We start from the raw sequence: 26,278 nt of genomic DNA on the forward strand, positions 1-26,278 counted from the left end.
TTAACAAAATCGGCAAAGGGTAATTATGGTAAAGCATGCGCCCGCCAACAAGGAAGCGGCAATACATTTGCAGACAAAATAGTTCTTTTTTTGCACGTTCTCCGCATTCGATCCGCACGTTAATTTTTTCACTCATCGCGCACAAACTTTCAAAATAAAATATTTGTCTTTCATTTTGCGATCAATTTAACACTTTTAAACCTTTCAAAGTGATTAAAATCAGCCTCCAGTTAGCAAGAAAAATAACACGCTGAAGGAGAGAACAATGATTGAAATCGTTACCCACGGCGCTGAGTGGTTCATCGGCCTGTTTCAGAAAGGCGGCGAGGTGTTTACCGGTATGGTGACCGGGATCCTGCCGCTGCTGATAAGCCTGCTGGTGATCATGAACGCGCTGATCAACTTTATCGGCCAGCAGCGGATCGAAAAGCTGGCGCAGCGCTGCGCCGGCAACCCGCTTACCCGTTACCTGCTGCTGCCCTGCATCGGCACCTTTGTCTTCTGCAATCCCATGACCTTAAGCCTTGGCCGCTTTATGCCGGAGAAATACAAACCGAGCTACTACGCGGCGGCCTCCTATAGCTGTCATTCGATGAACGGGCTGTTTCCGCACATCAACCCCGGCGAGCTGTTTGTTTATCTCGGCATCGCCAACGGCCTCACCACGCTAGGCCTGCCGCTTGGCCCGCTGGCGGTGAGCTACCTGCTGGTTGGCCTGGTAACCAACTTCTTCCGCGGCTGGGTCACCGACCTGACCACCTCTATTTTCGAGAGAAAAATGGCGATTCAACTTGACCAGAAAGTGCGTCTGTCAGGAGCGACATCATGACCCGTATTCGTATTGAAAAAGGGACCGGCGGTTGGGGCGGCCCGCTTGAGCTCGACGTCGTTGAGGGCAAAAAGATTGTCTATATCACCGCAGGCACCCGCCCGGCGATCGTCGATACGCTCGCCTGCCTGACCGGCTGGCAGGCGGTTGATGGATTTAAAGAGGGTGAACCGGCGGAAAGCGAAATCGGCATCGCCATTATTGACTGCGGCGGCACCCTGCGATGCGGCCTCTACCCGAAGCGCCGTATTCCGACCATCAACATCCACGCCACCGGTAAATCCGGGCCGCTGGCGCAGTACATCGTCGAAGATATTTACGTCTCCGGAGTAAAAGAAGAGAACATCAAACTGCTGGAAGATAGCGGCGAGACGGCAGCGCAACCACTCCCCGCCGCGGGCCGCGATTACGATGCCAGCAAGAAGATTACCGAACAGAGCGACGGCCTGCTGGCTAAGGTCGGAATAGGGATGGGTTCGGTGGTCGCGGTACTGTTCCAGGCCGGGCGCGACACCATTGATACGGTGCTGAAAACCATTCTGCCGTTTATGGCCTTCGTCTCGGCGCTGATCGGCATCATCATGGCCTCCGGTATCGGCGACTGGATTGCCCACGGCCTGGCGCCGCTCGCCAGTCATCCGCTGGGGCTGGTGACGCTGGCACTGATCTGCTCCTTCCCACTGTTATCGCCGTTTCTCGGCCCCGGCGCGGTGATAGCCCAGGTGATCGGTGTGCTGATCGGCGTCCAGATCGGTCTGGGCAACATTCCACCGCATCTCGCCCTGCCCGCGCTGTTTGCCATTAATGCCCAGGCCGCCTGCGATTTTATCCCGGTAGGTCTGTCGCTGGCCGAAGCCCGTCAGGATACCGTGCGCGTCGGCGTGCCGTCAGTTCTGGTCAGCCGCTTCCTCACCGGCGCGCCAACCGTGCTGATCGCGTGGTTCGTTTCCGGATTTATTTACCAGTAAGAGGTTCCTGAAGATGACCGTCATTTACCACACCACCATTACCCGTATCGGCGCCAGCGCGGCGACGGCGCTGGAAGAACAGATGCTCATTACCTTCCGCGAAGGCGCCCCGGCGGATATCGAAGAGTACTGCTTTATTCACAACCACGGCGAGCTGTGCGGCGAGCTGCGCCCGGGCGCGGAACTGCAACTCGGTGATCGGCGTTACCCGGTGACCGCCGTCGGCGAGGTCGCCGAGCAAAACCTGCGCGAGCTGGGCCACATCACCCTGCGCTTCGACGGCCATCGTCAGGCGGAGTTTCCCGGAACCGTTCACGTCGCGGGCCCGGTGCCGGACGCCATCGCGACCGGTTGCGTACTGAAATTTGTTGCTTAGAAGGAGAGAAAGATGAATCAGGTTGCTGTTGTCATTGGTGGCGGACAAACCTTAGGAGAGTTTCTGTGCCGCGGTCTGGCCGCCGAGGGCTACCGCGTGGCGGTGGTTGATATTCAAAGTGAAAAAGCCAGCCGCGTCGCCCAGGAGATCAACGCTGAATATGGCGAAGGTACGGCATACGGCTTCGGCGCCGACGCCACCAACGAAGCCAGCGTCACGGCGCTGGCCCACGGCGTAGATGAGATTTTCACGCGCGTCGATCTCCTGGTCTACAGTGCCGGTATCGCTAAGGCCGCGTTTATTAGCGACTTCGCGCTGGGCGATTTTGACCGCTCGCTGCAGGTCAACCTGGTGGGCTATTTCCTCTGCGCCCGCGAGTTCTCACGGCTGATGATCCGCGATGGCATTAAAGGTCGCATCATTCAGATTAACTCGAAATCCGGCAAAGTCGGCAGTAAGCATAACTCAGGCTATAGCGCGGCGAAGTTCGGCGGCGTCGGGCTGACCCAGTCGCTGGCGCTGGATCTGGCGGAATACGGTATTACCGTGCATTCGCTGATGCTCGGCAATCTGTTGAAATCACCGATGTTCCAGTCGCTGCTGCCGCAGTACGCCACCAAGCTCGGCATTGATGAGAGCGAAGTCGAGCAGTACTACATCGATAAGGTGCCGTTGAAACGCGGCTGCGATTACCAGGATGTGCTGAACGTATTGATGTTTTACGCCAGCCCGCAGGCGTCGTACTGCACCGGGCAGTCGATTAACGTCACCGGCGGCCAGGTGATGTTTTAAAAGGTTCCCGGATGGCGCTGCGCTTATCCGGGCAAAAAAACCATAGATACTGTTATCGGTTTGCAACGGTTTTGGTTGGGGAAAAACAGTTGTTTTTTATTATTTCAGAGCAGATTGCGCTCCCGATATTTCTTCTGCGTTATGGCTCTCATGGCGCAGGGAGCGCACAGAGGGCGGCCAGTCGCCGCCGCCCTCTGTACTCCCGGGCTCTGGCCACCAAAATCGCCACTTCGTGGTGCCTTCGACGTATCCCTGCAGGCTTCGGGTCGGGCCGAGGCAGCGTCCTTGCAAATCACGGCCCTCAGCCCGCATCCATGCGGGCTGCCCCGGCCTTCCGGGAACGTCTCAGCGATTTTGAGGCCACCAACACCGCAGTTTCAGTAGCCATGGTTACAAGATAGAGCTCTTAAGCTCACAATGGCACGGACCGTAGGCCGGATAAGGCGCAGCCGCCATCCGGCGCGAAAGTAGCTCTTTACCCGCGGTTATTGCCCAGCGGAGCTACGCTTGCGCGGGCCTACAGACCATATGCCGGCGTAGGTCGGGTAAGGCGTTAGCCGCCACCCGACAAAAAACGGTACCCGGGTTGTACCCGGCATCACACCTTCAGGAGACATTATGGTTACCGCACTCATTACCGTCGCCGCTATTGCCTGGCTTTGCCAACTGGCTTTCGGCGGCTGGCAGATCCGCCGCTTCAATCGCGCCTTTGATAGCCTTTGCCAGCAGGGCCGCGTTGGCGTTGGCCGTTCCTCCGGGCGCTTTAAACCGCGCGCGATTGTCGCTATCGCCGTCGATGAAAACGATCGTATTTGCGATACGCTGTTGATGAAGGGCCTAACCGTCTTCGCCAGCCCGCAAAAAATTCCCACGCTTACCGGTAAACATCTCGAGGAATTGCAGCCTGATGTGATCTTTCCCAATGATCCGCTCTGTCAGAATGCACTATCATTAGCGCTTAATCCGAAACATGCATAATTTCGTTGTGAAAGTTAATATCTTGCGAAATTATCACTTCGAAACTTAAACGCAGGATACAACGCCTATGAAACCACGTCAGCGCCAGGCAGCCATTCTCGAGCACCTGCAATCGCAGGGCAAATGCTCGGTCGAAGAGCTGGCGCAACACTTCGACACCACCGGCACCACTATCCGCAAGGATCTGGTGATTCTGGAGAATGCCGGGACCGTCATCCGTACCTACGGCGGCGTAGTGTTAAATAAAGACGAGGCCGACCCGCCTATCGACCACAAGACGCTGATCAACACTCATAAAAAAGCGCAGATTGCCGAGGCCGCCGTGCGATACATCCACGATGGCGATTCAATTATCCTCGACGCCGGCAGCACCGTGCTGCAGATGGTGCCGTTGCTGAGCCGCTTCAATAACATTACGGTGATGACCAACAGCCTGCATATCGTCAACGCACTTTCCGAGCTCGATAACGAGCAGACTATCCTGATGCCGGGCGGCACCTTCCGTAAAAAATCGGCCTCCTTTCACGGCCAACTGGCGGAAAATGCCTTCGAACAATTCAGCTTCGACAAGCTGTTTATGGGCACCGATGGTATTGATCTGGTGGCGGGCGTCACCACCTTTAACGAGGTCTATACCGTAAGTAAGGCGATGTGTAACGCCGCCCGCGAAGTGATCCTGATGGCCGACTCATCAAAGTTTGGCCGTAAAAGTCCCAATATTGTCTGCGGCCTTGAGCGCGTGGATAAATTGATTACCGATGCCGATATTGACCCTGAATTCCAGCGGGCGCTGGAAGCAAAAGGTATTGAAGTCATTATTACTGGAGAACATCATGAGTAACTTTTTGTTAGAGGCCGGACGCCAGACCCTGATGCTTGAACTACAGGAGGCGAGCCGCCTGCCGGAGCGCCTGGGCGACGACTTCATCCGCGCGGCGGAAACCATCATCCACTGCGAGGGCAAACTGATTGTCTCCGGTATCGGTAAATCCGGCCACATCGGTAAAAAGCTGGCGGCAACCTTCGCCAGCACCGGCACCCCGGCGTTTTTCGTCCATCCGGCGGAAGCCCTGCACGGCGATCTCGGCATGCTCGATAGCCGCGACGTGATGCTGTTTATCTCCTACTCCGGTAGCGCGAAAGAGCTGGATCTCATCGTGCCGCGGCTGGAAGAGAAATCCATTCCGCTGCTGGCGATGACCGGCAAATCCACCTCGCCGCTGGCGCTGGCGGCGAAAGCGGTGCTGGATATCGCCGTGGAGCGTGAAGCCTGTCCGATGCATCTGGCCCCGACCTCCAGCACCGTCAACACGCTGATGCTGGGCGACGCGCTGGCGATGGCGGTGATGCAGGCGCGCGGTTTCAATGAAGAAGATTTCGCACGTTCCCACCCGGCGGGCGCCCTCGGCGCGCGTCTGCTGAACAAAGTGCATCACCTGATGCGCCGCGACGAAGAAGTGCCGCGGGTCAATACCGAGGCTAACGTCATGGACGCCATGCTTGAACTAAGCCGAACCGGACTTGGCCTGGTGGCGGTCTGCGATGAAGCCAACCGCGTGCAGGGCGTGTTCACCGACGGCGACCTGCGCCGCTGGCTGGTTGCTGGCGGTACGCTCAACGATAGCGTCACTCAGGCGATGACCCGCAACGGCGTGACGCTGCAGGCGGAAAGCCGCGCGGTGGAAGCCAAAGAGCGGTTGATGAAACACAAAATCAGCGCCGCGCCGGTAGTGGATGAAAACGGCCAACTGGTCGGCGCCATCAACCTGCAGAACTTTTACCAGGCAGGGATCCTTTAAGCCCCAGACGTTTCGCCAGCCGATGCAGGTTGGCGACGTCCAGTTCCAGCGCACGGGCGGTCGCCGCCCAGTTGCGCTGGTTCGCCTCCAGCGCGCGGCTAATCGCTTCTCGCTGAAAAGCTTCGGTCGCCTCGCGCAGATTGACGTTTCCCGTCGCGGGCGCCGCTGCCGCCGTCTCAGTCGGCAACATCGGCGCCGCCACCGCAAACTGGAAATGCTGCGGCTCCAGCACCACTTCATCGCCGGCCTGGGTGGCCCGCGCCAGCACCACCGCCCGGTGAATAGCATGCTCCAGTTCGCGCACGTTGCCCGGCCAGGACCACTGCTGCAGCCTGTTTCGCGCCGCCTCAGCCAAAATGACCCGCGCCAGCCCCATCCGCAGGCGACACTGCTCACAGAAATAGCCCGCCAGCAGCACCACATCGTTTTCTCGCTCGCGTAGCGCCGGAACCGATAGCGGGAAGACGCTCAGCCGATGGTACAGATCGGCGCGAAAGCGCCCTTCCACCACCTCCTGGCGCAGATCGCGGTTAGTCGCCGCCAGCACCCGCACATCGACCCGCAGGCTGCGGTCATCGCCGACGCGCTGAATATCGCCATACTGCAGCACGCGCAGCAGTTTCGCCTGCAGCGCCAGCGACAGTTCGCCGATTTCGTCAAGGAACAGGGTGCCGTTATCAGCCATCTCAAATTTACCGCTGCGGTTGCTGATAGCCCCGGTAAACGCCCCTTTCACATGACCGAACAGCTCGCTCTCCGCCACGCTTTCCGGCAGCGCCGCGCAGTTGAGATAGACCAGCGGGTTAGCGGCTCGCGGCGACCCCTGATGCACCGCCTTCGCCACCAGCTCTTTACCGGTGCCGGTTTCGCCGCTAATCAGCACGTTTAAATCCGAGGCGGCGACGATATCGATCTCTTTTTTCAGCTGCAACATAGGGGCCGACAGGCCGATAATCTCCTGACGCTCAGGCTGCGCGTAATTCACCGGCTGCGCCGGCAACACGTTTTGCGCCTCAAGGCGGGCGATGAGCAGCGCGTTATTCAAGGCGCCAGCCACCAGCGCGGCAATCAGCCGCAGCTCTTCATCGCTGAAGCTATCGAAACGGTCGGCATCCATCCCGTCCAGGGTCAGCGCGCCAATCAGCGTCTGCCCGGCAAACAGCGGCAGGCCAACGCAGGCGTGAACCTTCAGGCTCTCATGGCCGGGGATCAGCCCGTCGTAGGGGTCGGGCAAGTCGCTATCCGCCGGGAAGCGCACCACATCCCCGGCACGCGCAATCGCCTCAAGCCGCGGGTGCCCTTCCAGGGCAAAGCGCCGACCGAGCACATCCTGCGCCAGGCCATCGATCGCCAGCGGCACAAACTGATGCGCCTCATAGCGCAGCAGCGCCGAGGCATCGCAGCCGAGAATCTGCCGCAGGGTAGTAATCAGGCGCGAAAAACGGTCGCTGTGACCGATATCGCTTTGTAAATCAATGGCGATTCTCGCCAGCGCGTCGACGGAAAAACTCATTGCCGCTCCATTGTCATTTTGACAATACACATTGTCATATCGACTATTTTAACAATAGTCATTTTGACAGCAACCAAAATCAGCAAAAATTAAAAATAGCTAATTATCAATGAATTAAAAAGTTGGCACGCAACTTGATATAAGCCAATCAACTGAGTTTAAACACACTGTATTGATTGAGGTTGCTATGTCTATTGCGGTTAAAAATAACATTCTTTGGGTTGGCCAACGCGATTGGGAAGTGCGTGATTTCCACGGTACCGAATATAAAACGCTGCGCGGCAGCAGCTATAACAGCTATCTCATCCGTGAAGAGAAAAACGTGCTGATCGATACCGTCGATCATAAATTCAGCCGCGAGTTCGTACAGAACCTGCGCAGCGAAATCGATCTGGCTGACCTCGACTACATCGTCATTAACCATGCCGAAGAGGACCATGCCGGCGCGCTGACCGAACTGATGATGCAGATCCCGGATACGCCGATTTACTGCACCGCCAACGCCATCGACTCGATCAACGGCCACCATCATCATCCAGAGTGGAACTTCCACGTGGTGAAAACCGGCGATACTCTCGATATCGGTAATGGTAAACAGCTGATCTTCGTGGAAACGCCGATGCTGCACTGGCCTGACAGCATGATGACCTACCTGACCGGCGACGCGGTGCTGTTCAGCAACGACGCCTTCGGCCAGCACTACTGCGACGAACACCTGTTCAACGATGAAGTGGACCAGATTGAACTGTACGAACAGTGCCAGCGCTACTACGCCAACATCCTGACGCCGTTCAGCCGCCTGGTGACGCCGAAAATTACCGAAATCCTCGGTTTCAACCTGCCGGTGGATATGATTGCCACCTCCCATGGCGTGGTCTGGCGCGATAACCCGACGCAAATCGTCGAGAAATACCTCGAGTGGGCAGCGGATTATCAGGAAGATCGCATCACCCTCTTCTACGACACCATGTCCAATAACACTCGTATGATGGCGGACGCCATCGCTCAGGGGATCACCGAGGTTGATCCACGGGTGGCGGTGAAAATCTTTAACGTCGCCCGCAGCGACAAAAACGACATTCTGACCAACGTTTTCCGCTCGAAAGGCGTACTGGTGGGCACCTCCACCATGAACAACGTGATGATGCCGAAAATCGCCGGGCTGGTGGAAGAGATGACCGGGCTGCGTTTTCGCAATAAACGCGCCAGCGCCTTTGGCTCGCACGGCTGGAGCGGCGGCGCGGTAGACCGCCTGTCCACCCGCCTGCAGGATGCCGGTTTTGAGATGTCGCTGAGCCTGAAAGCCAAATGGCGCCCGGATATTGACGCGCTAGAACTGTGCCGCCAACACGGTCGCGACATCGCCCGCCAGTGGGCCCTCTCGCCGCTGCCGGTTGCTGAAGCAGCGACAACGCCGGAACAACGGGACTGCGCCTGTGCCGCCGCCGCGGCCGCCGATCTCGGTCCCATGATGCAGTGCAGCGTGTGCCAGTGGGTCTATGACCCGGCGAAAGGCGAACCTAACCAGGATGTACAGCCGGGTACGCCGTGGAGTGAAGTGCCGGACAATTTCCTCTGCCCTGAGTGTTCTCTTGGCAAAGATGTCTTTGACGTACTGGCGATGGAGGCAAAATGAGTGATGGCATCGTCATCATCGGCTCGGGCTTCGCGGCCCGCCAGCTGGTGAAAAATATTCGTAAGCAGGATACGCAAATTCCGCTGACGTTAATCGCCGCCGATAGCATGGATGAGTACAACAAACCGGATCTCAGCCATGTCATCAGCCGCGGGCAGAAGGCCGACGATCTGACCCTGCAAAGCGCAGGTGAGTTCGCCGAGCAGTACAATCTGCGTTTGTTTCCCCATACCTGGGTAAGCGATATCGACGCCGAAAACCGGTTAGTGAAGAGCCAGGATAACCAGTGGCGCTACGACAAACTGGTGCTGGCCACCGGCGCGACGCCGTTTATCCCGCCGGTGCCGGGGCGCGAGCTGATGCTGACGCTGAACAGCCAGCGCGAATATGGCGCGGCGCAGAGCCAGCTCCGCGATGCCAAACGGGTGCTGATCGTCGGCGGCGGCCTGATTGGCTGCGAACTGGCGATGGATTTCTGCCGCGCCGGTAAAGCGGTAACGGTAGTCGATAACTCAGCCAGCGTGCTGGCGGCGCTGATGCCGCCGGAGGCCAGCAGCCGCCTGCAGCATCGGCTTACCGAGATGGGCGTACATCTGATGCTCAAAACGCAGCTTGAGGGGCTGGAGCAAACCGCCGACGGCATTCGCGTCAGCCTCGACCGCCAGCGCGCGATAACCGTCGATGCGGTGGTGGCCGCCGCCGGCCTACGCCCGGAAACGTCGCTGGCGCGCCATGCCGGATTGCAGATTAACCGCGGCGTGGTAGTCAATAGCCAACTGCAAACCAGCGATCCGGCGATCTATGCGCTCGGCGACTGTGCGGAAATCAACGGTACGGTACTGCCGTTCCTGCAGCCGATTTTACTCAGCGCCATGTGCCTGAGTAAAAATTTGCTGGCGCAAGCGGGCGAGCTCACCTTGCCGCCAATGCTGGTGAAAGTGAAAACGCCGGATCTGCCGCTGCATCTGGCCGGCGACACCCGCCGCGACGATCTGACGTGGAATATCGTGGCCGCCAAAGAGGGGCTGGTGGCGAAAGGTCTGGATGCCGAAAACCAGCTGCGGGCCTTTGTGGTGAGCGAAGATAAAATGAAGGAAGCCTTTGCGCTGCTCAAGCAACTGGTGAGGTGATTACCGTCCAGGCGCCCCTGTTTTGCCGGGTGGCGCTACGCTTACCCGGCCTACGGTCCGTGCAGCCTGCCTTTAATTTATTCCCCATGCTGGCTGCAACTGCCGGTGTTGGCGGCCTCAAAATCGCTGAGACGTTCCCGGAAGGCCGGGGCAGCCCGCATGGATGCGGGCTGAGGGCCGTGTTTTGCACGGAGGCTGCCTCGGCCCGACCCGAAGCCTGCCGGGATAAGTCGAAGGCACCACGAAGTGGCGATTTTGGCGGCCAGAGCCCGGGGGTACAGGGGGCGGCGGCGACTGGCCGCCCCCTGTGCGCTCCCTGCGCCACGGAAAACATATTGCAGAAAAATTAACCGGGAGCGCAATATCCTCTGAAACGACACGCGATAAACGTTTTTCTAAAGCGAAAAAGTTGCAAACCGATAACAGTATCTACAGTTCTGGTGAGGTGATGGTTTTCCCGGCTCGCGGCGTAAACGCCTTAGCCGGGCTACAGTATTGTCCTGGTAGCCCGGCTAAGCGCAGCGCAAGCCGGGAAAATATCCCGGCTAGCGCGCCAGATTATCGTAGCCGCGCCAGCGATAATTTAGCACCGACAGCGCCCAACAAACGACGAACAGCCCCACCACCACAAACCCGGCATCGCCGAGGTTATCGTTTAACGCCCCTATCCAGCGCCACACCCCGCCGCTTAGGGCGAACTTATCCATTAACAGCCCCAGCGCCTCCAGGCCGCCGATAAACAGCGCCACCACCACCGAGGTACCGGTGATGGTCATATTATAATAGAGCTTGCGCTGCGGCTTACTGAACGCCCAGCCGTAGGCGCCGACCATCAGCACATTATCAAGCGTATCCACCAGCGCCATACCGCTGGCGAACAGCGCCGGGAAGACCATTATCGACCAAATCGAAATGCCGCTCGACGCGCCGGCGGCGGAAATACCCAGCACGCCGATTTCGGTGGCGGTATCAAAGCCGAGACCAAACAAAAAGCCCACCAGATACATCTGCCAGCTGCGGCTTATCAGCCGGAAGGTTTTGCCAAACAACCAGCTCATCATGCCGCCGCCGCTAACTATCTCATCGCTGACCTTTTCACCGCGCTTCCACGCCTGGAAGCTGCGCCACACGCTGCGCAAAATCACCAGATTGACCAGCGCCATCGCCAGCAGGAACAGCGCCGATACCGCGGTGCCAATCACGCTGCCGGTATCGTGTAGCCAGCTCATCTGCTGGCTGAAGGCGGTGGCCGTCGCGGCAATCGCCGCCGACGCCAGCACTACGATCGACGAATGCCCTAGCGAAAACCACGCCCCGACGCCAAACGGCCGCCGCCCCTGCTGCATCATCTTGCGGGTGACGCTATCAATCGCCGCAATATGGTCGGCGTCGACCGCATGGCGCAGACCGTAACCCCAGGCCAGCAGACTGGCGGCCATCAATGCCCCGCTATCGCCAAACGCCTGAAACGCCCATAGCCAGGCCAGGGCGTTCGCGGCGATAAGTCCCAGAACCAGCGCCGCCGCACGCGGCTGTTGGCGTAAAATCATCGTTATCATCTTAAATCCTTTGAGACTGCCAGCGGGCGGCGGCCACCACCGCCTGACCGTAGGCGATCGCGCCATCGCCAGCGGGAAGCTGCTGCGGCAAAAGCAAAGTAAAATCAGAAAGGTAATCGCTGAGGCGGGCGGCGAGCAGCTGATTATGCAGTACGCCGCCGCTACAAACGATTGTCGCGATCCCGCGGGAAGCGGCGCAGTCACGCGCCATCGCCGCCAGCCCCCAGGCCAGCGCATCATGAAAGGCCCAGGCTTTCTGCGCGGGCGTCGCCTGCCAGCGCAACCACTGTCGCCAGAAGGTGGATAAGTCCAGCTCGCCGCCGCGCCAGGGCAGCCTGACCGGATGGCTGACGCCCGGACAGCTGGCGGCCAGCGCCTCCAGCCGACAGGCCGCCTCGCCTTCGTAGCTCAGGCTCTCCGGCGCGCAATCCAGCGCGCAGGCAACGGCATCAAACAGCCGTCCGCAGGAAGAGGCGCGCGGCGAATTAATGCCGCGTTCGATGGCCTGCGCCAACAGCGGCCAGTTTCGCTGCCCCAGCGCGGCGGTTGGCGGGTATGACTGCCAGTCGGGAATAAATGCCAGGCACTGGGCCAACAAATTTCGCCACGGCTGGCGTGCCGCCAGATCACCGCCCGGCAGCGCAACGGCCGGGAGGCCGCCAAGATGTTCGCATTCGCGGTAGTTCACCCGCAGGCATTCGCCGCCCCACAGCGCACCGTTTTCCCCCATCCCGATGCCATCAAGGGTCAGAGCGATCGCATCGCCGCCGTCGAGCGGCCAGCGGTGTTCCGCCAGGCAAGCCGCCGCGTGGGCATGGTGATGCAGTACCGGCTCGACCGGTAACGACATTGACGCCGCCCACTGCGTCGAGCGATAGCCGGGATGGGCGTCAACCGCCACCCGCTGCGGCGCAAACGCATAAATGCTCTGCATTAACCGCAGCGCACTGCGCCACTGTTGCTCGACGCCCTCCTCGCCGAGATCGCCAAAATGCTGGCTCAGCACCGCTTCGCCGCCGCGCGCCAGGCAGAAGGTATTTTTCATATCCGCCCCCAGCGCCAACAGCGGCGGAATATTATCCAGGCCCGGCGGCAGCGGCAGCGCATCCGGCACGTAGCCACGGGCGCGGCGCAGCATCTCACCGCTTGAGCGCACCAGCGAATCGTCCATACGCTGCACGATATCGCGATTATGTAGCAGAAAACCGTCGGCTATATCGGCTAAGTCGATGAGCGCTTCTTGATTACTCAACGCCGGAGGGCGGCCGCTGAGGTTACCGGAGGTCATCACTATCGGGCGCGCCAGCGCCTGCAGAAGTAAATGCTGCAGCGGATTAGACGGCAGCATCACCCCGACTTCCGCAAGCCCTGGCGCAATCTCGTCACACAGGCCGGGAACCTGCGCTTTAGCCAGCAATACAATCGGCGCGGCGGGCGAGCGCAGCAGCGCCGCCGCCGCCGCGGGTAACTCCGCTGCCGTCGGCAGCATTACCGCCAGCGGTTTTGCCGGGCGCCGTTTTCGCGCGCGCAGCGCTGCCACCGCCACGCTATTGCCGGCATCGCAGGCCAGATGAAAACCGCCAATCCCTTTTATCGCCACAATACCGCCCGCCGCCAGCCGCGCGATGGCCGCCTGCAGCGCCGCTTCAGCGGCTAGCGTTAGCGTTCCCGCCCGCCACTCCAGCTGCGGGCCGCAATCGGCACAGGCCACCGGCTGGGCGTGAAAACGGCGATCGGCAGGCTCCCGATACTCGGCAGCGCAGCGCGGACACAGCGGGAACGGCGCCATCGCGGTAAAGGGGCGATCGTATGGCATGGCGCGAATAATGGTGAAGCGCGGCCCGCAATGGGTACAGTTGATAAAGGGGTAACGGTAACGGCGTTCTTGCGGATCGTTCATCTCCGCCAGGCACGCCGGGCAGGTTGCGGCATCGGGAACAATCTGCGTGCGCATACTGCCGCCGCCGCTGTGGCGTATGGTGAAATCCTGAGGAAGCTTATGCCAGTGAAACGGGGTGCAGTCGGTGCTGTCAATACGCGCCAGCGGCGGACAGTGACGGGCCAACGCGGCGGTAAAACCACCGTCGTCGCCGATCAGCCTGACCAGCACGCCGTCGCCGTCGTTACAGACATCGCCGCCGCGCGCCATTTGTCGCGCCAGTTGCCAGACGAAGGGGCGGAAACCCACCCCCTGCACTTTACCGCGAATGCGGATTTGCACCCCGTTCATACGGTGTATTACCAGGCCAGCGCTGTACGGCGACGTTTTTCGAGGTTCATCTGCTCAAGCTTGTTGCGGTCGACGCAAACCAGCGCGTGCGTCGGGCAGGCTTCAATGCAGGCCGGACCGCTATCGCGCTGGTGGCACAGGTCGCACTTGTTGGCTTCGGCTTTTTCCGCCATGACGTTCAACCCGGCGCCGCTGTGGCGAACGACCGGGCGCACCACCACTTCCATCGCCCCATACGGGCAGGCGACAACGCAGGTTTTACAGCCGATGCAGCGCTCCTGCATCACGTGGACAAAGCCTTTATCGCGGCTGATAGCGCCGTTCGGGCAGACGTTGGCGCATGGCGCGTCTTCACATTGACGACAGGCCGTCGCCGTCGACACATTGACGCCTTTGATCACGTGAATACGCGGCAGGAACGACTGCGGCGTCAGCGCGGCGCAATCCTGATTTTCCTGATGAGAGACCACGCAGGCCACTTCACAGGTGCGGCAGCCGATGCATTTGCTCGCATCGGCGATAATGAAACGGTTCATCCATTTCTCCAGCGGAAAGAAGTTAACGCGCCGGATTATGCATAATACGTTCCAACTTTTATTTAATTGAAATTTAAGGGAATTAAATTAACAGCCGCTGTCATCGTCACAACTGACGATGACAGATGACGACATCAGGCATGCGGGCCGCGCGCCAACGACTCGCGTTCAATCAGCTCGCCGGGGAAAGTTTGCTGATATTTAAATTCGCCGCCGTCGAGCATAAAGATCAGCCTGTTGATGCTCTCTTTCATCATTTCGGTGACCGGAATTTTAACGCTGGAGAGCGAGGGGATCACATACGGCGCCAGCGCGATGTCATCGAAACCGATCACCGATACCTGCTGCGGCACCGCGATCCCCTGCTGGTGCAGTTGCTTAATCGCGCCGATCGCCATGTCGTCATTACTGGCGACCAGCGCGCTGAAACTGACGCCGCGTTGGCTGAGCGCTTCGACAGCGGCGGCGCCGGTGTGCGGCGTCCAGCGCCCTTCAACGATCAGTTCTTGCCGCACGGGAAGCCCCTGGCCTGCCAGCGCGTCTTTATAACCAGAGAGACGCTCAACCCCGGTAGGCGAATCCAGCGAACCGGTGATAAACGCAATGTCGCGATGACCGCTGGTAATTAACTTTTCAACCGCCATCCGCGCCGAGGCTTTGTGATCGGACCATACGCAGTGGCTGGCGTGGCGGCGCAGGCGACGGTTCAGCACCACGATCGGCTGCTCATGATTGTCGATGATCTCATCCATTTCATCGACGCTTAGAAAGCGCGGATAGATGATGATCGCGTCACAGCGCAGGTCGAGCAGATACTGAATCGCCTCGCGCTCTTCTTGCGCGCTGTGTTTGCCGTCGGCCAGGATCAGCTGCCGCCCCTGATCTTCCGTCAGCCGCGCCACGTGAAACAGCAGCTCGCTGAAATAAACGCCGTGATAAAGGGTGTTGGTTACCACCAGCCCGATGGTCTGGCTTTTTTTGGTCGCCAGATTGCGCGCCAGCAGATTCGGCCGATAGCCGCTTTCGGCAATTGCCTGAAACACCCGGTCTTTGGTTTCCTGGCTGACATAGCCGTTGCCCGACAGCACCCGCGAAACGGTCGCCTTTGATACTCCCGCGCGCTTCGCAACCTCCAGCATCGTTGCCATGGGTTCTTCCTGTAACTTAAGTTGCCTGCAGTGTACTGCACGTCTGGCCGTTTTTCAGCAGTCGGCATCTCCATGATGTTGCTCTGCCTCTGCCTACAAAGCGATCAAAATCACAAATTTGCAAAGTGATTTTTTTAGTTCTTGTATGACTCAATGAAACTAATCATGATTTTGTGGAACCGGTTTCCTATGCATATACCGCGCATAGCCGCCGTCAGGCGCTGGCGTGTAATCAGTACCCTATTGATAAAACAGGATAAAATCCGATGTCTAAAAATTATGCAGCCCTGGCGAACCAGATCCTGACGGCGATCGGCGGCGCAGACAACGTTGTTGCCGTGACCCACTGCATGACCCGCCTGCGCTTCGTGGTGAAAGATAACCAACGCGTGGACGCCCCGGCGCTGAAAGCGCTGCAAGGGGTACTTGGCGTCGTGCGTAGCGATAACCAGTGTCAGGTGATCATCGGCAATACCGTCTCGCAGGCGTATCGCGAGGTGCTGAATCTGCTGCCCGGCGAGTTGCGCCCGGCGGAGCCGCAGGGGAAACCGCCGCTGACCTTAAAACGCATCGGCGCCGGGATCCTTGATGCGCTGATCGGCACCATGTCGCCGCTGATCCCGGCGATTATCGGCGGATCGATGGTCAAACTGCTGGCGATGATCCTGGAGATGAGCGGCGCGTTGCCAAAGGGCTCGCCGACGCTGACCATTCTGACGCTTATCGGCGACGGCGCGTTCTTCTTCCTGCCGCTGATGGTTGCCGCTTCCGCGGCGGTAAAATTCAAAACCAATATGTCGCTGGCTATCGCCATCGCCGGGGTGCTGGTGCATCCGGGGTTCATCGAATTAATGGCTAAAGCCGCGCAGGGTGAGCACATTGAGTTCGCCTTCATTCCGGTTACCGCGGTGAAATACACCTACACGGTGATCCCGGCGCTGGTGATGACCTGGTGTCTCTCTTATATCGAGCGCTGGGTCGATCGCATCACCCCGGCGGTGACGAAAAACTTCCTTAAACCGATGCTGATCGTGCTGATTGCCGCGCCGCTGGCGATCCTGCTGATTGGCCCGCTCGGCATCTGGATCGGCAGCGCGATCTCCGCGCTGGTGTACACGATTCATAGCTATCTCGGTTGGCTGTCGGTGGCGATCATGGGCGGACTCTGGCCGCTGCTGGTGATGACCGGGATGCACCGCGTCTTTACGCCAACCATCATTCAGACCATCGCCGAAACCGGCAAAGAAGGCATGGTGATGCCATCGGAAATCGGCGCCAACCTGTCGCTGGGCGGATCGTCGCTGGCGGTGGCGTGGAAAACCAAAAACCCGGAGCTGCGCCAGACCGCATTAGCGGCAGCGGCATCGGCGATTCTGGCCGGGATTTCCGAACCGGCGCTGTACGGCGTGGCGGTACGTCTGAAACGCCCGCTGGTCGCCAGCTTAATCAGCGGCTTTATTTGCGGCGCGGTGGCGGGGATTGCCGGGCTGGCCAGCCATTCGATGGCGGCGCCGGGGCTGTTCACCAGCGTCCAGTTTTTCGATCCGGCCAATCCGATGACTATCGTTTGGGTCTTTGGCGTGATGGCGCTGTCGGTGGTGCTCTCCTTTGTGCTGACGCTACTGCTCGGTTTTGAAGATATCCCGGTAGAAAATGCCGCCGCCGACGCCAGACAGCGCCAGGGCGCGGCCACTCACGCCTGAACACTTTTTTGAACGCGAGGTAACGCATGTCGAGTTTTCCACACGGATTTTTATGGGGCGGCGCTCTGGCCGCTAACCAGTCTGAAGGCGCTTATCTTGAGGGCGGCAAAGGGCTGACGACCGTTGATACTATTCCGCACGGCGCCCATCGCCTGGCGGTAAAGCTGGGTCAGGAGAAGCGCTTTACGCTTCGCGAAGACGAATTTTATCCAAGCCATGTGGCGATCGATTTTTACCATCGCTATAAAGAGGATATCGCCCTGATGGCGGAGATGGGATTTAGCGTCTTTCGTACCTCTATCGCCTGGAGCCGCCTGTTCCCGCGCGGTGATGAACAACAGCCAAACCCGGAAGGTATCGCTTTCTACCGTGCGATGTTCGAAGAGTGCAGAAAGTACGGGATCGAACCGCTGGTCACCCTATGCCACTTTGATGTACCGATGCATCTGGTGACGGAATATGGCTCCTGGCGTAATCGGAAGATGGTCGATTTCTTCAGCCACTATGCGCGCACCTGTTTTGAAGCGTTTGACGGACTGGTGAAATACTGGCTCACCTTCAACGAAATCAACATCATGCTGCATAGTCCCTACTCTGGCGCCGGTCTGGTGTTTGAGGAGGGAGAAAATCAGGAGCAGGTGAAATACCAGGCCGCGCATCACGAGCTGGTGGCTAGCGCGCTGGCGACAAAAATCGCCCATCAGGTCAACCCGCAAAACCAGGTCGGCTGCATGCTGGCGGGCGGTAACTTCTACCCGTATTCCTGTAAGCCGGAAGATGTCTGGATGGCGCTGGAAAAAGATCGTGAAAACCTGTTCTTTATCGATGTGCAGGCACGCGGCGCCTATCCGGTGTGGGCCGCGCGGGTATTCCGCGAGAAAGGCGTCACTATTGCCAAACAGCCGGGCGACGACGAAATCCTCAAAAACACCGTCGATTTCGTCTCCTTTAGCTATTACGCCTCGCGCTGCGCGTCAGCGGAGATGAACGCCAGCAACACCAACGCCGCCAATATCGTCAAGTCGCTGAAGAATCCGTACATTGCCGCCAGCGAATGGGGCTGGGGCATCGATCCGCTCGGCCTGCGCATCACCATGAACATGATGTATGACCGCTATCAGAAACCGCTATTCCTCGTGGAAAACGGGCTCGGCGCGCGCGATGAGATCGACGCCAACGGCGAAATCAACGACGACTACCGCATTAGCTATCTGCGTGAACACATCAAGGCGATGCGCGACGCCATCGATGATGGCATTCCGGTCATCGGCTATACCAGCTGGGGCTGTATCGATTTGGTCTCCGCCTCCACCGGCGAGATGAGCAAGCGCTACGGTTTCGTGTATGTCGATCGCGACGATGCCGGAAACGGCACGCTTGCGCGCAAGCGCAAGAGATCGTTCTGGTGGTATAAGAAGGTCATCGCCAGCAACGGGGCGGATCTGGAGTAGTCGGTATTGCCGGGTGGCGGCTTACGCCTTACCCGGCCTACGGTCCGTACGGCCTGCCGTTATTTTATTCACCACGCTGGCTGAAACTGCCGGTGTTGGTGGCCTCAAAATCGCTGAGACGTTCCCGGCAGGCCGGGGAACGCCTCTTCCTCGGCCGCTTCCAGCGCGGCAAAACCGCCCTGCTCCTGCCAGCCGTCAAGCCGCGCGTATACCGTCGCGACGGCATCCTTAACAGGCTGAGTCATCGGGTAATAGAAACCGACAATATCAGGTTGAATGCCCACAAAAATCACCTCGCCAATATCCTCTTTTAACTGATCGATAAGATAGTTAAGCGGCATATTGTGGGTGGTCATCATAAACATGTCGGCGATATCGTCCGGGTCGACAATACGGATTTCGCCGGGATTAAGCCCCATATCGGTCGCGTCGACGATCAGTAGCCGGGTCGGGCGCAGCTCGCGGATGGCGACGATATCGTTTTCCGGCGCGCTGCCGCCGTCAATCACCACCCAGCCGCCGACCGGATTGGCCGCGCACATTTCCGCCAGCAGCGGGCCTGCGCCGTCATCGCCCATCATGCTGTTGCCGACACACAGTAAAACGTCAGTCACGTAGTCTCCTCACCATCAGATAGATGGCGCTTTCCTGGTGAATATCGTGCAGCATGCTGAGCAGGGTTTTACTCCACGCCTGCTGCTCCGGGGTCTGCGCGGACTGCGCTTTATCAAAGGCGTTAGCCAGCATCGCCACGTGATTGCTGTCGATAACGATCTCGCCATACTTCGGTACGCCTTCCATTTTGCGCCGCGCGGCGCTGCCCGCCTCCAGCGTGCCAATCCACGCCAGATAGTCCTCCCACGGGCAGCTTAACGCCGCTTCCAGGCAGTCGATGACGCCGAGGTGGTGGCCAATCGCCAGGCTGTAATAGACCACCTGCTGCGCCTGATCCGGCGTCGCGTCGTTCTCATCAATAAATTTACGGCTCAGCTGACTGAACACCACCGTCTCGCTCATCGGATACGCGCCCCCTCGACCACCTGATTCAGGTGCGTGACGATTTCGGTCAGACGCGGATCTTTCTCCGCCTCCAGCCAGCGCAGTACCTGATTATCTCCCTGCCCCAGCAGACGCATATAGTCGTCGGCGATCTGGCGGCCATAGCGATAGCCGGCCAGACGGCGCGCTTCGCGATCGATACGTACCCGCAGCGGCTGAACCATGTTGGGATGCAGCAATTCGGTTGGTTGTTCATCAAGCTCGCCCGGCTGGCGGGCGTGGATTTTTTGCTCCAGCAGACCGAGCGCCATCGCAAAACCGTACAGCGTGGCGGCAGGCGTCGGCGGACAGCCCGGAATATAGACATCGACCGGCACAATTTTGTCGGTGCCGCCCCATACGCAGTACAAATCGTGGAAGATACCACCGCTGTTGCCGCAGGCGCCGTAAGAGATGCAGATTTTCGGATCCGGCGCCGATTGCCAGGCGCGCAGCGCCGGCGAACGCATCGCGCGGGTCACCGCGCCGGTAAACAGCAAAATATCGGCATGGCGTGGCGATGGCACAACTTTAATCCCGAAGCGTTCGGCGTCGAATAGCGGCGAAAGGGTGGCGAAAATCTCGATTTCACAGCCGTTACAGCCGCCGCAGTCGACGCGGTAAACGTAGGCGGAACGTTTGATTTTTTTCAGCAGCGAGGCCTTCATGCTGGCGATGGATTCATCCACCGTCATCGGCAGCGGAATGCCGTTTTCATCGCGCGGGCCTAATAAATTGCTCATCAGCTGGCCTCCCTCATGTGGCGAGTCAGTTCAATACGATCGGACGGCACCAGGCATTTCTGGCGTTTACATTCCGGGCAGGTCTCAAAACTTTCGCGGTGCAATTCGGCGCGGGTATCGCCGTTGTGCTTAAGCAGCGCAATGGCGTAGTCGATCTCTTTTTGTACCGCGAAAGGCCGCGCGCAGACCCGACAGTGGCAGATGGCAAAGCGCGATTGCTGGAGGAAATCCTCTTTTTTCCACACCGCCAGTTCATACTCCTGCGACAGCTTAATCGCCGCCGTCGGGCAGACCTCTTCACAGCGGCCGCAGAAAATACAGCGCCCGAGGTTGAACTGCCACGCCAGCTGGTTAGTCGCCAGATCGGTCTCTACCGTCAGGGCGTTAGACGGACAGGCATTCACGCAGGCCGCGCAGCCGATGCACTGCTGCGGATTGTGCTCCGGTTTGCCGCGGAAGTTTTTATCCACCGGCATCGGCTCCAGCGGATAGGAGTGGGTCGCGGTGCCGGTCTTGATGACTTTTTTAATAAAGGTAAACATTGTTGCTCCCAGGTTGTGTGCGGCCTTTTTCCCTCACCCTAGCCCTCTCCCTGAAAGGGAGAGGGGACAGTTGTGCACGGTCAGTGAATTCGCACTCGTTCTGCCCTTCCTTCTCTCCCTTGTGGTGAGAGGGGACAGCTCTGCCCTTCCCCCTCTCCCCTGTGGGGAGAGGGTCGGGGTGAGGGGCCCCACGCAATGGCTCAATTATTTCAGCGGCGAGTTTTTACGCTCGATGCTGTAGCGCTCCAGCTCTTTGTACGGCACCACTTTGCTTTTCTTCTTACGCACATCGACCACCGTCATGCGGTCGGTACAGGAGTAGCAGGGATCGAGGCTGCCGATAATCAGCGGCGCGTCGGAGACGGTGTTGCCGCGCAGCATATAGCGCAGGGTCGGCCAGTTGGCGTAGGTCGCCGCACGGCAGCGCCAGCGGTACAGTTTTTGGTTGTCGCCGGTCATGCTCCAGTGGATATCGTCGCCGCGCGGCGCTTCCGAGAAGCCCAGCGCGAAGCGGTGCGGAATATAGGTGAAGCCATCCACCATCAGCGGGCCGCCGGGCAGATTGTCGAGACCGAAATCAATCATATTCAGCGCGGTATAAACTTCGTTGATACGCACCTTGAGGCGAGAAATCACGTCGCAGCCCTGCTCACTATGGACTTCCATCGGCAGCAGACCGTAACCGACGAACGGGTGATCGGCGCGGGTATCGCGGGCGTGGCCGCTGGCGCGGACCATCGGGCCGACGTTACTGAAGTCGCGGGCGATTTCTGGATCCAGACGGCCAATACCGACGGTGCGCTGTTCCATGTTCGGCGTGCTGAGCAGCATATCCACCAGTTCCTGCACATCGCGACGCATCTGCTGCGCCAGCTGGCGGGTCTGGATCATGTCCTCTTTCAGCAGATCGCGGCGAATCCCGCCGATCAGGTTCATGCCGTAGGTTTTACGCGCGCCGGTGAGGATCTCCGCCATCTTCATTGAGGTTTCGCGCACGCGGAAGAACTGCATAAAACCGGAGTCAAAGCCGGTGAAGTGGCAGGCCAGGCCAAGGTTCAGCAGGTGCGAGTGCAGGCGTTCCACTTCCAGCAGAATGGCGCGGATCATCTGCGCGCGCTCCGGCACCACGATGCCCATCGCGTTTTCCACCGAGGTGGTATAGGCGGTGCTGTGGGCAAAGCCGCAGATGCCGCATACCCGGTCCGACAGGAACGTTACTTCGTTGTAACCCATGCGGGTTTCCGCCAGCTTTTCCATGCCGCGATGGACATAGAACAGGCGGTAATCGGCGTCGATAATGTTCTCGCCGTCGACAAACAGACGGAAGTGTCCAGGCTCATCGGAGGTGACGTGCAGCGGGCCAATCGGCACCACGTTGTTTTTCTTACTGCCGAGCTCGTTAATGAACTCGTAGGTCTCCGCGTCGGTGGTCGGCGCCGGGCGCTGGCGGTAGTCCATGCTGTCTTTACGCAGCGGATAGAGTTCATCCGGCCAGTCGTCCGGCAGCACCAGGCGGCGCTCGTCCGGCAGGCCCACCGGCACCAGACCGTACATATCGCGCACTTCGCGCTCGCCCCATACCGCCGCCGGCACGCGCGGGGTCACCGACGGATATTCCGGTTTGTTGGCATCGACTTCCACGCGCACGGTGATCCAGCATTTAGTGCCCTGCTCCATCGACAGCACGTAGTAAACCGCATAGTGGCCGTTCAACTTACGTTCGTCGTTGCCGAACAGTACCGACAGCCAGCCGCCCTGTTTGTAGTACAGGAACTCGACCACTTCCGGCAGGTAGTTAACCTTCACGGTGACGGTTAGCTGATCTTTGGTCTGCCAGACTTCGTCCAGCACCACGCCAGGAAAGGCCTGGTGCAGCGCCGCAAGATAGTGTTGACCGATTTTTTCTTCAGACATGCTCAAATTCTCTTAATCACGCCACCAGCAAGGAGACGAAAGCTAAAAAGGCGAAACCAAACCCGGCCCAGGTGACGCGGGAAGTGGCGCAGAAGCGTAGACGCGCCATGCTGTTTTCGAAGAGCGCGATAATCAGCACTCCCGCTACCAGCTTGACGATGGCGACCACCAGCGCCAGCAGCAGGCCTGGCGCGCTAAAGCTGGTCATCTGTCCCCACGGGATAAATACGCCGACGAACATCTGCAGCACCACCAGCTGTTTCAGGCTGATGCCCCACTTCAGCACCGCAAAACCGCTGCCGCTGTACTCGGAAAGCGGCCCTTCCTGCAGCTCCTGTTCGGCCTCGGCTAAATCGAACGGCAGTTTGCCCATTTCGATAAAGGTGGCGAAAGCGCAGGCGCACAGCGCCAGGATCAGCGGGATGCTGCGCGCGGCGGGCCAGTGGTAAATGGTGTCGGTAATCGCGCTAATATGGGTGGAGCCGGCTACCTGCGCCGCGACCCACAACCCAAGCAGCAGGATCGGTTCGACCAGCACGCCGAGCATCGCTTCACGGCTGCTGCCGATAGCGGTGAACGGACTACCGGTATCCAGGCCGGAAATGGCGAAAAAGAAACGGGCGATGGCGAACAGGTAGATAAGCGTAATCAGGTCGCCCAGCCCCGGCAGCGGTGAATCTACGGTCACCACCGGCAGCGCGGCGGCGATGGTCAGCATCACGCCGACCATCACAAACGGCGTCAGGCGGAATACCCAGCCGGAAGCGTCCGGGCCCACGCTCTGGCGACCCAGCAGTTTCAGGATATCCCGATACTCCTGCAGTACGCCCGGCCCGCGGCGGTTATGCAGGCGCGCGCGGGCAACGCGGGTCAGGCCGGACAGCAGCGGCGCGACGGCAAACAGTACCAGCGCCTGTATTAATGCAACGAATAGGTTCACTCTCAGGCTCCTCGCGAAATCACAATCACCACCAGTACCGCCAGCTCGATCAGCGCCACGCCGCGCAGCAACGCGGGCGCGGAGGCGTTCTGCCAGCCGGGCACCAGCCGTACCGGATTCAACCAGTGACGCAGCTTCAGCAGCGGCGCAAAGGCTTCTTTCACCGGCATGGCGAAGCCGTGGGCGGTGACCACCATCGCTTGTTCATGATCGTAGCCGCAGACCCACGCCGCGCCGCGCGAGCGCGCCGGCAGGCGGTCGCCTTTGAAGAAGATCATCAGCAGGAACGGCAGCAGCGGACAGGCAATCAGCAGAATGGCGATCAGCGGCTGCGATACGACGCTAGTGGCCTGCGCCGGAACCGGAATGACGTGGCCGACCAGCGGCAACAGCCACGGCGCCGCCACACCGCCGATGACGCAGCACGCGGCGGCCAGCACCACGCTTAAGGTCATCAGCCAGGGCGCGCAGGTGGCGTTTTCCGCCTCTTGACTGCGCGGCGCACCAAGGAAGGTGACACCGTAGACTTTGGCCATACACATCACCGCCAGCGCCCCGGTAATCGCCAGGCCAACCGCCAGCAGCGGCCCCAGCAGACGGCCGATAAACACCTCGCCGGTGCTCAGCTTGAAGAAGGATTGATAGATAACCCATTCGCCGGCAAAGCCGTTCAGCGGTGGCAGCGCGGCCATCGCCATCAGCCCCACCAGCATGGCGAGTGAAATCAGCGGCATTTTTTTACCGATGCCGCCCAGCTTCTCAATATCGCGATGCCCGGTACGGAACCACACCGCCCCCGCGCCAAGGAACAGCGTGGTTTTGAACAGGCTGTGGTTGATCAGGTGGTACATGCCGCCGATAAAGCCCAGCACCATCAGCGCATTGTTGCCGGTGGCAATACCGGTGACGAAGGCGCCGAGGCCAAGCAGAATAATGCCGATGTTTTCCAGAGTGTGGTAAGCCAGCAGGCGCTGGATGTTATGTTCCATCAGCGCGTACAGCCCGCCGATAAAGGCGGTAATCATCCCCAGCACCAGCAGCAGCACGCCCCACCACAGCGGCGGTACGCTACCGGCCAGCGACACGGTCAGGATGCCGTACAGACCGACCTTCATCACCACCGTTGAAAACAGCGCGGCGGCCGGGGCGCTGGCGCCCGCATGCGCCTGCGGCGCCCAGCCATGCAGCGGGATCACCCCGGCGAGCAGGGCAAAACCGAGCAGACCCGGCAGCCACAGCGCCATGTTCTGCGGCGCGCCGGCGGCCAGCTGGCTAATCGCCGCCAGGTCGAGAGTGCCGTAGAACGACCACACCAGCCAGCAGGTCCACGCCAGCAGCAGGGTGCCGAGACGCCCCAGCGCAAACCACAGTTTGCCGGACTGCGCGCAGCCGGTGAGAAACGCGGCGCACAGCGCCATGATTTCCGCCATCACCACCAGGCTGCCGAAGTTAGTCACCACCACCGCGCAGGTGGCGGCGGCCAGCAGCAGGTTAACCAGCAGGCCATTGGATTTGACCTGCGGATGACGATGCCAGGAAATGTTAAACAGCGAAATCGGCAGCGCCGACAGACCGATGGCCAGCAGCCACAGAGCGTTAATCCCGCCTACCCGCATCGCCAGATGCAGATACTGCAGCATGCCGCCGTTGATCCGCTCCGGCGCGATCAGCGCCGAGAAGCCGGCGACGATTAACATCGCGCTGGCGACCGCGCCGCCGATCCCGGCAATCGCGCCGCTCAGCGGTTTACGCAGACTAAACAAAAACGCCAGCACCGCGCTGGCGGCATACCAGGCAACCGCCTGATTCACTAATGCAACCACGCTCATTTCACGCCCCCTTGTTGCGCCTGAAACAGCGACAAATCGCCGAGGTCGGTATTAAAGGTCAGTTCGCGCTTACGCTTGCTGGACTTAGCAATATCGCGAATATCCACCAGCAGTAAGGCTTTGGTCGGGCAGGTCCGCACGCAGGCCGGGCCCTGCTCATCAAAGTGGCAGAGGTCGCATTTCACGGCGATAGCGCGAACGCCAGGCACCCAGTCGAGCAGCGAGCTGACGCGGGCCGGAGCCGGCGGCGCGGCGGGCGCCATCGGCGTGTTAGCGTTGGCGGGAATATCCAACGGGCGGCTGCCGGAGAATTCAATCGCGCCGAACGGGCAGGCGATGCCGCACAGTTTGCAGCTCACGCACAGGCTTTCATTGAGCTGTACCGCGCCGTCAACGCGAGTAATGGCGTTGACCGGGCACACCGCGGCGCAGGGCGCGTCTTCGCAGTGGTGGCACATCTGCGGCGCAGACTCTTTTTCATTACGCATGACCTGCAGGCGCGGCATACTTTGCAGGCCATACTGGCGATGCGTCTCGGAACAGGCGGCTTCGCAGGTGCGGCAGCCAATACAGACGCTGGAATCAGCAATTACAAAACGGTTCACCGGGTCATCCTCGGGTGAA

Annotated in this window: 24 protein-coding genes; 11 read left to right on the forward strand and 13 right to left on the reverse strand. The window is 59.7% G+C overall.

Features of this window, described 5'->3' with window-relative positions; all coding sequences use genetic code 11:
* Positions 1–265 precede the first annotated feature (265 nt).
* The 7 genes from srlA to gutQ all read left to right on the forward strand — a co-directional run bounded on the left by srlA (position 266) and on the right by gutQ (position 5,742).
* A complete protein-coding gene (gene srlA, locus AC22LX_RS10140) occupies positions 266–829 on the forward strand; it encodes a PTS glucitol/sorbitol transporter subunit IIC (RefSeq protein WP_015370048.1) in 564 nt (187 codons plus the stop codon).
* On the forward strand, positions 826–1,797 hold the full coding sequence (gene srlE / locus AC22LX_RS10145; protein ID WP_045395410.1) for a PTS glucitol/sorbitol transporter subunit IIB: 972 nt from the start codon (positions 826–828) through the stop codon (positions 1,795–1,797). Before srlA ends, srlE begins: the two co-directional genes overlap by 4 nt.
* 13 nt (positions 1,798–1,810) lie before the next feature.
* Positions 1,811–2,173, forward strand: coding sequence for a PTS glucitol/sorbitol transporter subunit IIA (gene srlB, locus AC22LX_RS10150; protein WP_045395408.1), 363 nt, complete (start codon positions 1,811–1,813; stop codon positions 2,171–2,173).
* 12 nt (positions 2,174–2,185) lie between these two features.
* On the forward strand, positions 2,186–2,965 hold the full coding sequence (gene srlD, locus AC22LX_RS10155) for a sorbitol-6-phosphate dehydrogenase (protein ID WP_487333969.1): 780 nt from the start codon (positions 2,186–2,188) through the stop codon (positions 2,963–2,965).
* A 618-nt stretch (positions 2,966–3,583) separates the two neighbouring features.
* Positions 3,584–3,943: a transcriptional regulator GutM gene (gene gutM / locus AC22LX_RS10160; protein ID WP_045395406.1), complete on the forward strand. Its 360-nt coding sequence runs from the start codon at positions 3,584–3,586 to the stop codon at positions 3,941–3,943.
* A 67-nt stretch (positions 3,944–4,010) separates the two neighbouring features.
* Positions 4,011–4,784: a glucitol operon DNA-binding transcriptional repressor SrlR gene (gene srlR, locus AC22LX_RS10165; RefSeq protein ID WP_020078110.1), complete on the forward strand. Its 774-nt coding sequence runs from the start codon at positions 4,011–4,013 to the stop codon at positions 4,782–4,784.
* Positions 4,777–5,742 (forward strand): arabinose-5-phosphate isomerase GutQ, encoded by a 966-nt coding sequence (gene gutQ / locus AC22LX_RS10170; protein ID WP_045395404.1) that lies wholly within the window; start codon positions 4,777–4,779, stop codon positions 5,740–5,742. Before srlR ends, gutQ begins: the two co-directional genes overlap by 8 nt.
* Here the strand turns inward: gutQ and norR are convergent.
* Positions 5,705–7,255, reverse strand: a complete 1,551-nt coding sequence (norR, locus tag AC22LX_RS10175; RefSeq protein WP_045395403.1) for a nitric oxide reductase transcriptional regulator NorR — start codon at positions 7,253–7,255, stop codon at positions 5,705–5,707. The genes gutQ and norR overlap by 38 nt on opposite strands.
* A 187-nt stretch (positions 7,256–7,442) precedes the next feature.
* On the opposite strand from norR, the gene norV reads away from it, so the two are divergent.
* Complete coding sequence (norV, locus tag AC22LX_RS10180; protein ID WP_045395400.1) at positions 7,443–8,891, forward strand: anaerobic nitric oxide reductase flavorubredoxin; 1,449 nt, start codon at positions 7,443–7,445, stop codon at positions 8,889–8,891.
* Entirely contained in the window at positions 8,888–10,021 is a 1,134-nt protein-coding gene (norW, locus tag AC22LX_RS10185; RefSeq protein ID WP_045395398.1) for an NADH:flavorubredoxin reductase NorW, read from the forward strand. Before norV ends, norW begins: the two co-directional genes overlap by 4 nt.
* 545 nt (positions 10,022–10,566) lie before the next feature.
* Here norW and AC22LX_RS10190 read toward each other — a convergent pair.
* From AC22LX_RS10190 to AC22LX_RS10205, 4 genes are all read right to left on the reverse strand, one after another.
* Complete coding sequence (locus tag AC22LX_RS10190) at positions 10,567–11,580, reverse strand: HoxN/HupN/NixA family nickel/cobalt transporter (protein WP_316423542.1); 1,014 nt, start codon at positions 11,578–11,580, stop codon at positions 10,567–10,569.
* A gap of 1 nt (position 11,581) precedes the next feature.
* A complete protein-coding gene (gene hypF, locus AC22LX_RS10195; RefSeq protein ID WP_487333970.1) occupies positions 11,582–13,810 on the reverse strand; it encodes a carbamoyltransferase HypF in 2,229 nt (742 codons plus the stop codon).
* Positions 13,811–13,818: 8 nt separating this feature from the next.
* On the reverse strand, positions 13,819–14,346 hold the full coding sequence (hydN, locus tag AC22LX_RS10200) for an electron transport protein HydN (RefSeq protein WP_015370036.1): 528 nt from the start codon (positions 14,344–14,346) through the stop codon (positions 13,819–13,821).
* A 134-nt stretch (positions 14,347–14,480) separates the two neighbouring features.
* A complete protein-coding gene (locus AC22LX_RS10205) occupies positions 14,481–15,494 on the reverse strand; it encodes a LacI family DNA-binding transcriptional regulator (RefSeq protein ID WP_045395394.1) in 1,014 nt (337 codons plus the stop codon).
* A gap of 266 nt (positions 15,495–15,760) precedes the next feature.
* Between AC22LX_RS10205 and ascF the strand changes: the two genes are divergently transcribed.
* Together ascF and AC22LX_RS10215 are read left to right on the forward strand one after the other, a co-directional pair.
* On the forward strand, positions 15,761–17,197 hold the full coding sequence (ascF, locus tag AC22LX_RS10210) for a PTS cellobiose/arbutin/salicin transporter subunit IIBC (protein ID WP_045395392.1): 1,437 nt from the start codon (positions 15,761–15,763) through the stop codon (positions 17,195–17,197).
* Between the two features lie 26 nt (positions 17,198–17,223).
* On the forward strand, positions 17,224–18,648 hold the full coding sequence (locus AC22LX_RS10215; RefSeq protein ID WP_047049969.1) for a 6-phospho-beta-glucosidase: 1,425 nt from the start codon (positions 17,224–17,226) through the stop codon (positions 18,646–18,648).
* Between the two features lie 104 nt (positions 18,649–18,752).
* Here AC22LX_RS10215 and hycI read toward each other — a convergent pair whose 3' ends face one another.
* The 8 genes from hycI to AC22LX_RS10255 all read right to left on the reverse strand — a co-directional run bounded on the left by hycI (position 18,753) and on the right by AC22LX_RS10255 (position 26,259).
* Positions 18,753–19,262 carry a hydrogenase maturation peptidase HycI gene (gene hycI / locus AC22LX_RS10220; protein WP_045395388.1) on the reverse strand — a complete coding sequence of 170 codons (510 nt, stop codon included), beginning with the start codon at positions 19,260–19,262 and terminating at the stop codon, positions 18,753–18,755.
* Positions 19,255–19,665, reverse strand: a complete 411-nt coding sequence (locus tag AC22LX_RS10225; RefSeq protein WP_045395386.1) for a formate hydrogenlyase maturation HycH family protein — start codon at positions 19,663–19,665, stop codon at positions 19,255–19,257. Before AC22LX_RS10225 ends, hycI begins: the two co-directional genes overlap by 8 nt.
* Positions 19,662–20,429 carry an NADH-quinone oxidoreductase subunit B family protein gene (locus AC22LX_RS10230; RefSeq protein ID WP_045395384.1) on the reverse strand — a complete coding sequence of 256 codons (768 nt, stop codon included), beginning with the start codon at positions 20,427–20,429 and terminating at the stop codon, positions 19,662–19,664. Before AC22LX_RS10230 ends, AC22LX_RS10225 begins: the two co-directional genes overlap by 4 nt.
* Entirely contained in the window at positions 20,429–20,971 is a 543-nt protein-coding gene (locus tag AC22LX_RS10235; RefSeq protein ID WP_032715695.1) for a formate hydrogenlyase complex iron-sulfur subunit, read from the reverse strand. The genes AC22LX_RS10230 and AC22LX_RS10235 overlap by 1 nt, the downstream gene beginning before the upstream one ends.
* 204 nt (positions 20,972–21,175) lie before the next feature.
* A complete protein-coding gene (hycE, locus tag AC22LX_RS10240) occupies positions 21,176–22,885 on the reverse strand; it encodes a formate hydrogenlyase subunit HycE (RefSeq protein WP_045395383.1) in 1,710 nt (569 codons plus the stop codon).
* A 16-nt stretch (positions 22,886–22,901) separates the two neighbouring features.
* A complete protein-coding gene (locus AC22LX_RS10245; RefSeq protein ID WP_045395381.1) occupies positions 22,902–23,825 on the reverse strand; it encodes a respiratory chain complex I subunit 1 family protein in 924 nt (307 codons plus the stop codon).
* Positions 23,826–23,827: 2 nt separating this feature from the next.
* Positions 23,828–25,654 carry a formate hydrogenlyase subunit 3 gene (gene hycC, locus AC22LX_RS10250; protein WP_063447791.1) on the reverse strand — a complete coding sequence of 609 codons (1,827 nt, stop codon included), beginning with the start codon at positions 25,652–25,654 and terminating at the stop codon, positions 23,828–23,830.
* Positions 25,651–26,259: a 4Fe-4S dicluster domain-containing protein gene (locus AC22LX_RS10255; protein ID WP_047044110.1), complete on the reverse strand. Its 609-nt coding sequence runs from the start codon at positions 26,257–26,259 to the stop codon at positions 25,651–25,653. The genes hycC and AC22LX_RS10255 overlap by 4 nt, the downstream gene beginning before the upstream one ends.
* Positions 26,260–26,278: the final 19 nt, after the last annotated feature.

The sequence above is a fragment of the Klebsiella sp. PK01 genome (assembly GCF_057624675.1).